The following is a 13,900-nucleotide window of genomic DNA, read 5'->3' as shown; positions in this document are numbered from 1 at the left end:
CTGCTTCGCGCGTTTACCCTTAGCTCGCGCCAATGTCGTTCCAGGTCGTGAAAACCATCAATGTCAGTATCATGGCCAAGCCAATGCGAAATGCGATTTCCTGGGTCTTGGCGCCCAGCGGTTTTCCTCTGACCGCTTCCACCGCATAGAACATCAGGTGGCCGCCATCAAGTACCGGAACCGGCATCAGGTTAAGCAATCCTATCGAAACTGAAAGCATGGCGGCAAGCTGCAACACTGCCCCTATTCCAAGCTTCGCCATCTGGCCCGAAGCTTGCGCCACACGGATCGGGCCGCCTAGTTGATCGGCCCGCATCGTTCCGCGGAAAATATTGCCGATATATTTGAAGGTGCCGGTGACGATATCCCGGGTCTCGATCACACTTTCGCGCAGCGCCTGGAGCGGTGTGTAGGTCTGCAGGCGGAAATTGCCGACCTCCTTGCTGGTCACGATGCCGATCTGGCCGACCTCGATCTTGTTGCCGAACTGGTCGGTCATGTCGACGCGCTGCGGCACCATCGGCAAATCCAGCTTCTGGCCGCCGCGCTCGATGGTGACGACGATCTCCTGACTCGGGCGGATGGCGACATAGCGGCGCACATCGTCGAAGGTCTCGACCTTGCCGCCGTCGATGGCGACCAGCAGATCGCCGGGGAGGATGCCGGCGGCAGCCGCCACGCCCTCCGGCTTAACTTCGGAAACGACGGGATCGGCGACCGAGCGGCCGTAGACCGAGAAAAGAAGGGTGAAAATAGCGATGGCCAGCAGGAAATTGGCGATCGGGCCAGCTGCGACCGTTGCTGCACGTTTCCACAATTTTGCTCCGGCAAAGGAGCGCGCCCTGTCCTCTTCGGACATGGCCGCGATCTTGTCGCTGTCGGGCTTGCTCGAGGCGTCCTCGTCTCCGAAGAAACGGACGTAACCGCCAAGGGGGATCACCGAGATCTTCCAGCGCGTTCCATGGCGGTCGGTGAAGCCGAATATCTCCGGACCGAAACCGACAGAGAAGGCGAGGATGCGGATGCCGCTCCAGCGTCCGACGAGGTAGTGGCCCATCTCGTGCACGAAGACGAGCAGCGAGAGCACGAGGATGAAGGTGACGATATTCCCCATCAGGAATGCGTATATATCGGCCATCACTTCTATCAGTTCCTTCCGTCAGGCTGCCGCGTCATCAAAGGCCGAACAAGGCCGCGCCGAGCGACGTCATCGCAGTCCCCTTTATCAGGGAAAATAATCCAGCTAGCAAGAACGCCGAAAAACAGGCGAAAATCAGTCCGTCGACACGGTCCATGACGCCGCCATGACCAGGAATGAGACGGCTTGAATCCTTGACGCCGAATTTCCGCTTGATGAACGATTCGAACAGATCTCCCGACTGGCTGCAAACCGAGAGAACGAGGGCTGCGACGGCAGCGATGATTTCCGTCCCTGGAAGGAGAAAGTGGATAAGAACGACGCCGGCTACGACCGCCGAAACGGCGCCGCCGATTGCCCCCGACCATGTCTTCCCCGGCGAGATCGAAGGGGCAAGCTTCGGTCCGCCAAGCGCCCTACCGACGAAATAAGCAAGGATGTCGGTTGCCCAGACGACGGCAAAGACGAAGAGCATGGCATAAAGGCCGGGCCGGTCATCGCTTCTGATCGCGGCGAGCGCGAGGCCCGTGGCACCGGCATAAAACAGGCCCACCGGCAACCAGCGGCTGGTGCCGTGCAGGATGATCAGCGCTATGCCGACGGCGGTGACGCCGGCCAGCATGCCGGCGGCGAATTCGAAATTGCCGACAAGCACGAGGAAGGCAATCGCCGCCTGGCCGATCCAGCCGACGGCATTGGCGACCCAATCACGCGCGACGCCGGTTATTGTCGACCATTCATAATAGATCAGCAGGCCGATCACGGCCGCCAGGATGCGGAAGGCAAATCCGCCGTACCAGGTGGCGGCAAGAACGATCACCGCAAGAATCAGGCCTGAAACAATGCGGAGCTTCAATTCCTGCTGCATCAGGTGCCGACCGCGGCTGCCTGCGACGACAGGCCGCCGAAGCGCCGGTCGCGGGAGGCGAATTTCTCCAGCGCCGAGCGGAAGATCTCGGGGCTGAAATCCGGCCAATACTCCGGAACGAAGATGAATTCCGAATAGGCGGCCTGCCAGAGGAGGAAATTGGAAAGCCGCTCCTCGCCGCTGGTGCGGATGATGAGGTCCGGATCGGGGATACCGGCCGTATCGAGACGGGCGTTGATCAGCGATGGCGTGATATCCTGCGCCCTCAGGCGGCCGGCCTCGACGTCTCTCGCCAGGCTGACCACAGCCCGCGAGATCTCGTCGCGCGAGCCGTAATTGAAAGCGATGACCAGCGTCAGCGCCGTATTGTCCTTGGTCGTTTCCTCCGCCTCAAGCAGCAGGCCCAGAATGTCGTTGCGCAAGCTGTGGCGGTCGCCGATCACCTTGATCCGCACATTCTGGCGATGAAGCTCGGCAAGGTCACGGCGGATGAAAGCCTTGAGCAGACCAAGCAGGTCGGAGACCTCGGCCTCCGGCCGGCGCCAGTTCTCCGAGGAGAAGGCAAAGAGGGTCAGATATTTTATGCCGGCCGCGCCGGCGGCGCGCACTGTCTCGCGGACCGCCTCGACGCCCTTGCGATGGCCCATCGTGCGCGGCAGGCCGCGCTGCTTGGCCCAACGGCCATTGCCGTCCATGATGATGGCAACATGCTCTGGCACAGTCACAAATACAGATTCCGACATTTCCCGTCCGGTCTTTCCAGGCAAAGGCACAGATCCACTAGACCTGCATGATTTCCTTTTCCTTCTCGCCAAGCAAGCGGTCGATTTCGGAAATCGTCTCGTCGGTCATCTTCTGTACACGTTCCGACTGCGCCCTGCCCTCGTCCTGGCCGATTACGCCATCCTTTTCGGCCTTCTTAAGGCCGTCCATGCCGTCACGGCGTACATGGCGAATCGCGACCTTGCTCTTTTCGGCGTAATCATGAGCCACCTTGACGAGCGACTTGCGGCGCTCCTCGTTCAGTTCGGGCAGCGGAATGCGCAGGTTCTGGCCGTCGACGATCGGGTTGAGGCCGAGATTGGATTCGCGAATGCCGCGCTCGACGGCGCTGACCATCGACTTGTCCCAGACGGAAACCGACAGCATGCGCGGCTCGGGCACGGTGATGTTGGCGACCTGGTTCAGCGGCATGCGCGAACCATAGGCCTCGATCGTGACCGGATCGAGGATGTTGGCCGAAGCGCGGCCGGTGCGCAGCGATGCGATGTCGCTCTTGAATGCGGAAACCGCGCCGTCCATGCGGCGCTTCAGTTCCTTGATGTCGATACCTTCACTCATGTCGATGCTCCCGTATAAAGCGCGTCGCGATGGCTGCGCCTGACAAAGGCGGCGCAGTCTATATCAGTTGTCGGAGACGATGGTCTTGAGGCCACCGCCCGTCAGGATTTCAGCAAAACCGCCTTTCTCGTGGATCGAGAAGACGATGATCGGAATGGAATTCTCCCGGGCGAGCGCCACGGCGGCAACGTCCATCACCGCAAGCCCCCTGTCCAGCACTTCCTGGTGCGTCAGGCGGTCGAGCCGGGTCGCATCGGGATATTTCTTCGGGTCGGCGGTATAGATGCCGTCGACCTGCGTGCCCTTGAAGATCGCTTGCGCGCCCATTTCGGCGGCGCGCAGCGCTGCGGCCGAATCGGTGGTGAAGAAGGGGTTGCCGGTGCCGCCGGCAAAGATCACCACACGTCCCATCGACAGGTGATAGAGGGTCGCGCGCTGCGAAAAGCTCTCGCAGATCTCAGGCATGGAGATGGCCGAAAGCACCACGGTATCGATGTTGAGCTTGCGCAGCGAGGTCGCCAGCGCCAGCGCATTGATGATGGTGCCGAGCATGCCCATGTGGTCGCCGGTGACCCGGTCACCGCCCTTGGACGCGACCGCGACACCGCGGAAAATATTGCCGCCACCGACGACGACGCCGACTTCCACGCCCATATGCCTTGCTTCGGCGATATCGGATGCAATGCGGTCCGCCACCGCAACATCGATCCCGAAACCCTGGCTACCCATGAGCGCTTCGCCGGAAGCCTTGAGTAGAACGCGTTTATAGACAGGCTCTAAAGACATCTTGGCTCCTCGTAAATTGCCGTGAATGCCCGATACACGAAGGGCACCGCGTTGTCACGCGATGCCCCTGTTGTTTTCCCAATTATGGCTGGAAGATCAACCCTTGACGGCAGCCGCAACTTCGGCTGCGAAATCGGTTTCTTCCTTCTCGACGCCTTCGCCGAGCAGAAGGCGGGCCATGCCGGCAACTTCGATCGGCGCGCCGACGGCCTTTTCAGCTTCCTTGACGGCGGCTGCGACGGTCAGATCCGGATTGATGACGAAAGCCTGCGAGAGAAGGGCGACTTCTTCGAAGAACTTGCGCATGCGGCCATCGACCATCTTCTCGATGATGTTGTCCGGCTTGCCGGAAGCGCGCGACTGCTCGATGAAGACGTTACGCTCGCGCTCGGCGACGGCGGCATCGACTTCCTCGGGGCGGATCGCCAGCGGTGCGGTCGCAGCGATATGCATGGCGACCTGGCGGCCGATTGCGTTCAGGGCTTCCTTGTCGCCGGTCGACTTCAGCGCGACGAGAACGCCGAGCTTGCCGAGGCCGTCGGAAACAGCATTGTGGATATAGGTGGCGACGACACCGTCCTCGACGGAGAGCGCGACCGAGCGGCGCAGGTTCATGTTCTCGCCGATCGTTGCGATCGCGTCCTTGATCGTGTCGGAAACGGACTTGCCGGATGCCGGGTAGGTCGCAGCCGCAACGGCCTCGACGGTGCCGTTTGTGGAGACGGCAACCTTGGCGATGCCGCGGACCAGATCCTGGAAGGCATCGTTACGGGCGACGAAGTCGGTTTCGGAATTGACTTCGACCACAACGGCCTTGGTGCCCTGGCTCGAAACACCGATGAGGCCTTCGGCAGCGGTGCGGCCCGACTTCTTGTCGGCCTTGGCGATGCCCTTGGCGCGCAGCCAGTCGATCGCCGCTTCCATGTCGCCGCCGGTTTCAGCAAGAGCCTTCTTGCAGTCCATCATGCCTGCGCCGGTCTTTTCGCGCAGTTCCTTCACCATCGCAGCCGTAATCTCGCTCATTAGCTTCCTCTTGTCGGTTCATACGGTGGGCCGCAAAGCGCGGCGCGGCACCGGATTGAGGCACGAAATGTACCTGTATGTATGACAGCGTGATGAAGACGCGTCATAACGAAACTTATCTGGCAAAGAGCCTGATGCCCTCGCCCTGAAACAGGCAAGGCCGCCGAACTTCGATGAGTCGCGAGCGGCCTTTCCCAGTCATGCAAGCTTTGGCGGACCTTTCGATCCGCCAGCTTTCATCAGCCTTCGGCTGCTTCTTCGAGAGCCGGCTCGACCGGAACTTCGGAGGATGCGCCGAGATCGCGGCCGGAAGAGCTCTGCTGACGCGCAATGCCGTCGATGGCCGCGCGGGAGATCAGCTCGCAGTAAAGAGCGATGGCGCGCGATGCGTCGTCGTTGCCCGGGATCGGATAGTCGATCAGGTCCGGGTCGCAGTTCGAGTCGATGATGGCAACGACCGGGATGCCGAGGCGCTTGGCTTCGTCGATCGCGATCTTTTCCTTGTTGGTGTCGATGATGAACATCAGGTCCGGAGTGCCGCCCATATCGCGGATACCGCCGAGAGCCTTGTCGAGCTTTTCACGCTCGCGCTCGAGGTTCAGGCGTTCCTTCTTGGTGAAGCCCTGGGCTTCGCCGTTGAGGATCTCATCGAGCTTGCGCAGGCGCTGGATCGAGTTGGAAATCGTCTTCCAGTTCGTCATCATGCCGCCGAGCCAGCGCGAGTTGACGTAGTACTGGGCCGAACGCTTGGCGCTGTCGGCGATGATCTCGGACGCCTGGCGCTTGGTGCCGACGAAGAGAACGCGGCCGCCGCGGGCAACGGTATCGCTGACGACCTGCAGGGCGCGCGACAGCATCGGAACGGTCTGAGCCAGGTCGATGATGTGGATGTTGTTACGATCGCCGAAGATGTACGGCTTCATCTTCGGGTTCCAGCGGTGCGTCTGGTGACCGAAGTGGACGCCTGCTTCGAGAAGCTGGCGCATAGAGAAATCGGGCAATGCCATGCCTTTGTATCCTTTTCCGGTTGAACCTCCGCAAGGCGAACAGCATCCTCTTCGAGAATGCCACCGGGCGGAACGATCCGGATTTCTCCCGGACAATCCCATGCCTTACGTGTGGAATGCCGCTGCCCATACATTCCGTCCGGCATAAAAGCAAGGAAAACATTCCAATCGGCAGACAAACAAGGTTTATGCCGAGAAATTCAGCCGCTGCCCCGCCCTTCGCATGCGTCCGCTCAGCTTGCCAGCATCGTCAGCAGCGACAGCATCAGCTCGGCGTCCGGCATCGGCAGGACGGCATCGACCTCGGCCGGCAGCAGGCTGCCGATTGCGCTGTCGGCGGTGCCGGCGGCGGCTCCTGGCGGACCGCCGAAGCCGTGCCTCGTCCAGGCCAGTTCCTGCAGCTTCGGGCTCACCAGCGCCTCGATCAGCCGATCGGCGTTCTCGTCGACGACGGTCAGCGAGGCGGGCTTTCCAGGCTTGCGAAAGGTAATCGCCTGGAGACCCATCTTCGCAATAAGCAGGCCTTGTCACGATGGACTGGCCGCTAGGATCACACCGACCCGAAAAGCAGGACGACGGAAGACGCTGGTCGCCGCACAATAATGAACTTTATGATACAGTTTTATGACAGTTGGAAAAGCTTTGCAGGCTTACTTGCAAACCTCGGCCTTGCGGTCGAGCAGCTCGAGCTTTGCGAGCTTGCCGGTCAGAACGAAATCGCCGTAATCCATGGTCAGGTCGCGCGTGATGCCGTTCTCATAGAGCTTGAACGACATACGGTAGACCGGCAGAGCGTCGGATTTTGCATTCTCGTTGAAATAGGCGATCGTCACCGGCCAGAAGGCCGTCTTGGAGAAAGCGCCGGCATTTCCGGAATCTGCCTCCTCGGCAACCGGCGTCTCCTGTTTGCCAACGATCGTCGTCGTCACCAGCGACTTGTCGCCGTCATCCGAGCCGTCGAAGACGCGGGCCTCGAAGAAGCGCTTGCCGTCCTTTGCGTTCTGGATCACGTCGAGCATATGTTCGGTCGGGAACCGGCTTTCGGCAAGCTGCAGTTCGCGGCTCGACGGTTGCTTGAGATCGACCTTGACCCCGTCCGGCTGATCCTGAGCCGCACCGTTGACCTCTTTGTCGAGCTGTTGGTCGGTGAAGGATTTGGTGTCGAAGGTGAACTTGCCGTCTTTGAGATTCTCGAAGGTCTTCGTCTGCTGGTCGCTGACGCGGACGCTGTCGCCGGTGTCGATCTGCGTCACGAAGCGGAAGTTGGTGGTGAAGCCCTGGCAATAGCTGCCGTCGAACTCATAGACCATGCGACCGTACATGCCGGCAATGCCGGAGCGGTCAGAGGCGTCCTTCAGTTCCAGATCGTAGACCGCGCGATGTGCGACGAGGCCGGTCGCGATCGCAGCGCTTACCGCGGGCGCGGCCGCCCATGCATTGGCGGAAACGCTGGCGAAAAGCAGAGCGACAAGACCTGATCGGAACATTCATTAACTCCTGTTGGACTCGGTCGCGATGTTATAAGAACGCTTTCGGCCAAATCGAGGCTCGAACCTGTCATATTAAAGATTCTAGTCTTGATGCATAATTTTTGAAGAATTGACAACAAAAGCGGAGACGAAAATGTCGGATGAAATTGCAAAGCGCCTGACTGAGATGGGGATAACCCTGCCCGAAGCCGCAGCGCCTGCTGCAAATTACGTTCCTTACGTCATCAGCGGCAATCTCCTCTACATCTCCGGCCAGCTGCCGCTCGAAGGCGGCAAGATCGCCGTCTCCGGCCATCTCGGCAAGACCGTGGACGTTGCGAGCGGCCAGCGCGGCGCCGAGCTCTGCGCCATCAACATCCTAGCCCAGGCGAAGGCAGCACTTGGCGGCGATCTCGGCCGCATCCGGCGCGTCATCAAGCTGAACGGCTTTGTCGCCTCGGCGCCCGACTTCGTCGAGCAGCATCTCGTCATCAACGGCGCTTCGAACCTGATTGCCGGCGTGCTCGGCGAGGCCGGCAAACATGCTCGTGCCGCCGTCGGCATGGCCGCCCTGCCGCTGAACGCCGCCGTCGAGATCGATGCTATCATGGAAATCGCGGAATGACCAATGCGGCCTGGATTCGGGACGTGCCCGTCGCCCATCGCGGCTATCACGACCTCAATAAGCTCGTCTGGGAAAACACGCTTTCGGCCTTTTCACGTGCCGTCGAAGCGGGCTTTGCGATCGAATGCGACCTGCATTACGCCTCCGACGGCGTGCCGGTCGTCTTTCACGACGAGGACCTGCAGCGGCTCTGCAATCTTCCGGGCGACATCCGCGAGCGCACCTCCCGTGAGCTCGGACTGATCGCCGTCGGCGGCACTGGAGACAAGGTGCCGACGCTCCGCCAGCTTCTCGATCTCGTCCAGGGCAAGGTGCCGCTGGTGCTGGAGCTGAAGGGCCGCGAGGCCGATGACGAGGGATTTGCAGAAGCCGTGCTCGAAGTGCTTCAGGATTATCAGGGCAAGGTGGCGCTGATGAGCTTCGACCACTGGCTGCTGCGCGATCTGAAGGCGCTTGACGCCCCCTACCCGCTTGGTCTTACCGCCAACGGCAACACACCGGAGGAGTTTGCGACGCATGCGAAGGCGATGGAGATCGGTCTCGATTTCATCTCCTATTATTATGACGACCTGCCGAACGCCTTCATCACAGGCGAACGTGAGAAGGGCATCCCCGTCATCACCTGGACGGTGCGCGACGAAGAAGCGCGCCGGCTCACCTTCGCCAACGCGGACCAGATGACCTTCGAGGGCTTCGACCCGCGTGTGGCGGTTTGACGCTCGCTTTTTGGCCAAGATCATGCGCAGACTGAGGCAGAGCCGAGATCATCCTACCACAGGCTTCGCATCTGCCCCATGACCGATGAACTATCCATTCGCGTAGAACGCTCCTTCACCGCGATTTCCCCGGAGAGCTGGTCCAGGCTTTCCGGGGCATCGAAGACTTGCCCGACGCTTGCCTATAACCCCTTCGTCTCGCACGCCTTTTTGTCTTCGCTGGAAGAGTCCGGTTCGGCCAGCGCCGAGACCGGCTGGCTCGGCCACCACCTGCTGCTCGAGACCGAGCGCGGCGAACTGATCGGCGCGCTGCCCGGCTACCTCAAGAGCCACAGCCAGGGCGAATATGTCTTCGACCATGGCTGGGCCGATGCGTTCGAGCGGGCGGGGGGGCGGTATTATCCCAAACTCCAATGCTCGATCCCCTTCACCCCGGCGACGGGGCCTCGTCTTCTCGTCGCCGAGGGACTGCAGCGGCTGCCGATCCAGAGCGCGATCGCCGAAAGCCTGAAGGAGGTCGTGCGCCGACTCGGCATCTCGTCTGCCCATGTCACCTTCGTGCCCGATGAGGAGATCGGCGTCTTCGAGATGGACGGCTATCTGCACCGCACCGACCAGCAGTTCCATTTCATCAATGACGGCTATGCCAATCATGAGGCATTTCTCGAAACGCTCGCGTCGCGCAAACGCAAGGCATTGCGCAAGGAGCGGCGCGCCGCGCTCGAAAACGGCATCAGCATCGAATGGCTGACCGGCCGTGACCTGACGGAACGCATCTGGGACCAGTTCTTCAAGTTCTACATGGATACCGGTGGGCGCAAATGGGGCCGGCCCTACCTCACCCGCAAGTTCTACTCGCTGATCGGCGAGCGCATGGCCGACGACATCCTGCTTGTCATGGCCAAGCGTGACGGACGCTATATCGCCGGCGCCATCAACTTCATCGGCGGCGATACGCTCTATGGCCGTCACTGGGGCTGCGTCGAGGATCATCCCTTCCTGCATTTCGAGGTCTGTTATCATCAGGCGATCGACTTTGCCCTATCGAAAGGGTTGAAGCGGGTCGAGGCCGGTGCTCAAGGCGAACACAAGCTCGCCCGCGGCTACCTGCCGGTGACGACGCATTCGGCCCATTATGTCGCCCATGCCGGGCTTCGCCGGGCGATCGGCGACTATCTCGCCCGCGAGCGCGCCGATGTGGAACAGATGAGCGAGCTGCTGAGCGAGCACAGCCCGTTCCGCAAAGGCGAGCGCCAGCAGGAGGATTGACGCCGCCCTGCCGGCGGCGTTACCCGATCAAGAGGAAATGAGGAGATTTCGCGATGACCAGCGCCTATGACGACAACAATATCTTCGCCAAGATCCTGCGCGGCGAAATTCCCTCGCACCGTATCTACGAGGATCAGCATACCGTCGCCTTCATGGATGTGATGCCGCAAGCGCCGGGCCATGTGCTCGTCGTGCCGAAGGCGGCGTCGCGCAATATTCTCGATGCCGATCCAGCCACCCTCACCCATGCGATTACCGTCGTCCAGAAGATTGCCAATGCAGTTAAGGACGTCTTCGACGCCGACGGCGTGTTCGTCGCCCAGTTCAACGAACCGGCCGCCGGGCAGACGGTCTTTCATTTGCATTTCCACGTCATCCCGCGCCACGAGGGCGCCGCACTCAAGCCGCACTCCGGCAAGATGGAAGATGGCGCCGTGCTTGCCGCTCATGCAGAAAAGATCCGGGCGGCACTGGCCTGACATTGATCCCGAAGCGAGACAGAGGCTACGGAAAGAGCAGAAACGGAAAAAGGCCGCGATGACGCGGCCTTTTTCAATTCAACGAGGAAAGCTCACTTCTTGCGCGGAACCTTCGGAACCGTGCTGCCCTTCTTCGGGGCGTCGCGAACCTCGGGCTCGGCCTGCGGGACCGTCTTGGCGCGAGTCTTGGGCGCCGCCTTGGTCTTCAGCTCGCCGTCGCCCTGGTCGTCGGCGTCGGGATGGACGACCTCGGCTTCCGGCTTCGGCTTGATCGGCGCCGTATCCGGGATGGCCTCCAGCACGATGCCGGGCTTGCCGTCTTCCTTCGGGCCGACCGTGACGTTGACGACGCCGCCCTTCTTCAGCTTGCCGAAGAGGATTTCGTTGGCAAGCGGCTTCTTGATGGTGTCCTGGATCACGCGGGCCAGCGGGCGGGCGCCCATCTTCTCGTCGTAACCCTTTTCCGACAGCCAGGCGATCGCGTCCTCATGCAGGTCGAAGGTGACGTTCCTTTCGGAAAGCTGGGCCTCCAACTGCATGATGAACTTCTGCACGACCTTGTGAATGACGGCCGTCGGGAGTGCCGCGAAAGGAATGATCGCGTCGAGACGGTTGCGGAACTCCGGTGTGAACAGGCGGGTCAGCGCCTCCTCGTCCTCGCCAGTGCGCTTAGACGAGCCAAAGCCGATCGCCGCCTTGGCCATTTCGGACGCGCCCGCATTCGTCGTCATGATCAGGATGACGTTGCGGAAGTCGATCTTCTTGCCGTTATGGTCGGTCAGCGTGCCGTGGTCCATGACCTGCAGCAGGATATTGTAGATGTCGGGATGCGCCTTCTCGATTTCATCGAGCAGGACCACGCAATGCGGGTGCTGGTCGACGCCATCGGTCAACAGACCGCCCTGGTCGAAGCCGACATAGCCGGGAGGTGCCCCGAGCAGGCGCGACACCGTGTGCCGCTCCATATATTCCGACATGTCGAAGCGCAGAAGCTCGACGCCGAGCGACGATGCCAGCTGCTTTGCCACCTCGGTCTTGCCGACGCCGGTCGGACCGGAGAAGACATAGGCGCCGATCGGCTTGTTCGGCTCGCGAAGGCCGGCACGCGCCAGCTTGATCGAGGTCGAAAGCGCTTCGATGGCGATATCCTGGCCATAGACGACCGAGCGCAGTTCCTGCTCGAGATTGGCAAGCACCGCTTCGTCATCCTTGGAGACGGTCTTCGGCGGAATGCGCGCCATCGTGGCGACCGTCGCCTCGATCTCCTTTTCGGTGATCAGCTTGCGGCGCTTCGAGGGCGGGAGCAGCATCTGGGCAGCACCCGTCTCGTCGATCACGTCGATCGCCTTGTCCGGCAGCTTGCGGTCGGAGATATAGCGGGCCGAGAGTTCGACGGCCGACTTGATGGCATCGTTGGAATAACGCAGGTGGTGATATTCTTCGAAATAGGGCTTGAGGCCCTTCATGATCTCGATCGCGTCATCGATCGACGGTTCGCTGACGTCGATCTTCTGGAATCGGCGAACCAGCGCCCGGTCCTTTTCAAAGAACTGGCGATACTCCTTGTAGGTGGTCGACCCGATGCACCGGATCGCGCCCGACGACAGGGCCGGCTTCAAGAGGTTCGATGCATCCATCGCGCCGCCCGAGGTGGCACCGGCGCCGATCACCGTGTGGATCTCGTCGATGAACAGCACGGCGCCCGGATATTCCTCCAGTTCCTTGACGACCTGCTTCAGGCGCTCCTCGAAATCGCCGCGGTAGCGCGTGCCGGCAAGCAGTGTGCCCATGTCGAGCGAGAAGATCGTCGCATCGGCGAGCGCTTCGGGAACCTTGCCTTCGACGATGCGCTTGGCCAGGCCCTCGGCGATCGCCGTCTTGCCGACGCCGGGATCGCCGACATAGAGCGGATTGTTCTTCGAACGGCGGCACAGGATCTGGATGGTGCGGCTCACCTCGGCGTGACGGCCGATCAGCGGGTCGATCTTGCCGCCCTTGGCCTTCTCGTTGAGGTTGACGCAATAGGCCTTGAGCGCATCCTGCTGCTTCTTCGGGCCGCCCTCTTCCTCGCCGCCGCGCGCCGTCGGCTTGCTGCTCTCGGCTTCCTCCTCGGCGCCGCGCGGGGGCCGCGCTTCCGAAGCACCCGGGCGCTTGCCGATGCCGTGGGAGATATAGTTGACGGCGTCGTAGCGGGTCATCTCCTGCTCCTGCAGGAAATAAGCGGCATGGCTTTCGCGCTCGGCAAAGATCGCGACGAGCACGTTGGCGCCGGTCACTTCCTCGCGGCCGGACGATTGCACATGGATCACGGCGCGCTGGATGACACGCTGGAAGCCGGATGTCGGCTTTGAATCCTCGTCATATCCGGTGATCAGATTGGAGAGTTCGTTATCGACATATTCGACGAGCGTCTTGCGCAGCGCGTCGAGATCGACATTGCAGGCGCCCATGACCGCGGCCGCATCGGCATCGTCGATCAGGGCGAGCAGCAGATGCTCGAGCGTCGCATATTCGTGGTGCCGCTCGTTGGCAAAGGTCAGTGCCTGATGGAGCGCCTTCTCTAAACTAGGCGAAAATGTTGGCACGTTCAGATCCTCACTTCTTTTCCATGACGCATTGCAGCGGATGCTGGTGCTGCCGGGCGAAGTCCATCACCTGGCTGACCTTCGTTTCCGCCACCTCGTATGTGAATATTCCGCATTCGCCGACGCCGTGGTTATGGACATGGAGCATGATGCGGGTGGCACTTTCACGATCCTTTTGAAAAAAACGCTCCAGAATATGGATGACGAATTCCATGGGCGTGTAGTCGTCATTCAAAAGCAGCACGCGGTAGAGATTGGGCTTCTTGGTCTTCGGCTTGGTGCGTGTGATGACCGAGGTTCGATTTCCGTTCTCCCCGTTCCTATCGCTGTCGTTCTGCATCCGGATCGGCTTTGCGATCATTGTCATTCATTCCTCAAGCAATCCGGCGGAGCATGGGAGGGTGCTTTTCCCGCCGAATATCTGAAACACTAACTTAGTTCATAATAGGCCGATTTTAAGCCCCCTGTCAGTCACTGCAATCAAGAAATGGCCGGCATGCACGGGAAAGACCAAAAAAGTCCCCGGCCAATCCCACGGAGGTACTGCAGCATAAAGTGGAAACAAAAAGACCGGCTACAGATGCGTAGCCGGTC

Annotated in this window: 14 protein-coding genes and 1 pseudogene; 4 read left to right on the top strand and 11 right to left on the bottom strand. The window is 60.9% G+C overall.

The window, feature by feature from the left end:
• Positions 1-19: 19 nt before the first annotated feature.
• From rseP to K6N12_RS08390, 9 genes and pseudogenes are all read right to left on the bottom strand, one after another.
• Positions 20-1,138, bottom strand: a complete 1,119-nt coding sequence (gene rseP, locus K6N12_RS08430) for an RIP metalloprotease RseP (protein WP_097625358.1) — start codon at positions 1,136-1,138, stop codon at positions 20-22.
• A gap of 37 nt (positions 1,139-1,175) precedes the next feature.
• Positions 1,176-2,006, bottom strand: a complete 831-nt coding sequence (locus K6N12_RS08425; RefSeq protein WP_003586673.1) for a phosphatidate cytidylyltransferase — start codon at positions 2,004-2,006, stop codon at positions 1,176-1,178.
• Complete coding sequence (locus K6N12_RS08420; RefSeq protein ID WP_003586675.1) at positions 2,006-2,749, bottom strand: isoprenyl transferase; 744 nt, start codon at positions 2,747-2,749, stop codon at positions 2,006-2,008. The genes K6N12_RS08425 and K6N12_RS08420 overlap by 1 nt, the downstream gene beginning before the upstream one ends.
• A 37-nt stretch (positions 2,750-2,786) precedes the next feature.
• A complete protein-coding gene (frr, locus tag K6N12_RS08415) occupies positions 2,787-3,347 on the bottom strand; it encodes a ribosome recycling factor (protein WP_097625357.1) in 561 nt (186 codons plus the stop codon).
• Positions 3,348-3,410: 63 nt separating this feature from the next.
• Positions 3,411-4,133: a UMP kinase gene (gene pyrH / locus K6N12_RS08410; RefSeq protein WP_003573378.1), complete on the bottom strand. Its 723-nt coding sequence runs from the start codon at positions 4,131-4,133 to the stop codon at positions 3,411-3,413.
• 96 nt (positions 4,134-4,229) lie between these two features.
• Complete coding sequence (gene tsf, locus K6N12_RS08405) at positions 4,230-5,156, bottom strand: translation elongation factor Ts (RefSeq protein WP_097625356.1); 927 nt, start codon at positions 5,154-5,156, stop codon at positions 4,230-4,232.
• A 239-nt stretch (positions 5,157-5,395) separates the two neighbouring features.
• Positions 5,396-6,163 carry a 30S ribosomal protein S2 gene (gene rpsB, locus K6N12_RS08400; protein ID WP_003573382.1) on the bottom strand — a complete coding sequence of 256 codons (768 nt, stop codon included), beginning with the start codon at positions 6,161-6,163 and terminating at the stop codon, positions 5,396-5,398.
• A gap of 233 nt (positions 6,164-6,396) precedes the next feature.
• A pseudogene (locus K6N12_RS08395) lies at positions 6,397-6,621 on the bottom strand (hypothetical protein); the annotation flags it as partial.
• Between the two features lie 192 nt (positions 6,622-6,813).
• Positions 6,814-7,650, bottom strand: coding sequence for a cell envelope integrity EipB family protein (locus K6N12_RS08390; RefSeq protein ID WP_097625355.1), 837 nt, complete (start codon positions 7,648-7,650; stop codon positions 6,814-6,816).
• Positions 7,651-7,786: 136 nt separating this feature from the next.
• Between K6N12_RS08390 and K6N12_RS08385 the strand changes: the two genes are divergently transcribed.
• From K6N12_RS08385 to K6N12_RS08370, 4 genes are all read left to right on the top strand, one after another.
• Complete coding sequence (locus K6N12_RS08385) at positions 7,787-8,257, top strand: RidA family protein (protein ID WP_003586684.1); 471 nt, start codon at positions 7,787-7,789, stop codon at positions 8,255-8,257.
• The gene (locus tag K6N12_RS08380) at positions 8,254-8,973 is read left to right on the top strand and encodes a glycerophosphodiester phosphodiesterase (RefSeq protein WP_097625354.1); all 720 of its coding nucleotides are present in this window, start codon (positions 8,254-8,256) and stop codon (positions 8,971-8,973) included. The genes K6N12_RS08385 and K6N12_RS08380 overlap by 4 nt, the downstream gene beginning before the upstream one ends.
• Positions 8,974-9,051: 78 nt before the next feature.
• The gene (locus tag K6N12_RS08375) at positions 9,052-10,242 is read left to right on the top strand and encodes a GNAT family N-acetyltransferase (protein ID WP_097625353.1); all 1,191 of its coding nucleotides are present in this window, start codon (positions 9,052-9,054) and stop codon (positions 10,240-10,242) included.
• Positions 10,243-10,295: 53 nt separating this feature from the next.
• Complete coding sequence (locus K6N12_RS08370) at positions 10,296-10,721, top strand: HIT family protein (RefSeq protein WP_097625352.1); 426 nt, start codon at positions 10,296-10,298, stop codon at positions 10,719-10,721.
• 92 nt (positions 10,722-10,813) lie between these two features.
• On the opposite strand, the gene clpA is transcribed toward K6N12_RS08370, so the two are convergent.
• Positions 10,814-13,306, bottom strand: a complete 2,493-nt coding sequence (gene clpA, locus K6N12_RS08365; RefSeq protein WP_012557540.1) for an ATP-dependent Clp protease ATP-binding subunit ClpA — start codon at positions 13,304-13,306, stop codon at positions 10,814-10,816.
• A 10-nt stretch (positions 13,307-13,316) separates the two neighbouring features.
• A complete protein-coding gene (clpS, locus tag K6N12_RS08360; protein ID WP_003586692.1) occupies positions 13,317-13,667 on the bottom strand; it encodes an ATP-dependent Clp protease adapter ClpS in 351 nt (116 codons plus the stop codon).
• Positions 13,668-13,900: the final 233 nt, after the last annotated feature.

The sequence above is a fragment of the Rhizobium redzepovicii genome, assembly GCF_019793435.1.
Taxonomy (GTDB): domain Bacteria; phylum Pseudomonadota; class Alphaproteobacteria; order Rhizobiales; family Rhizobiaceae; genus Rhizobium; species Rhizobium redzepovicii.
Note: the sequence above shows the minus strand (reverse complement) of the source record. Positions and strands in the feature narration are given on the sequence as shown.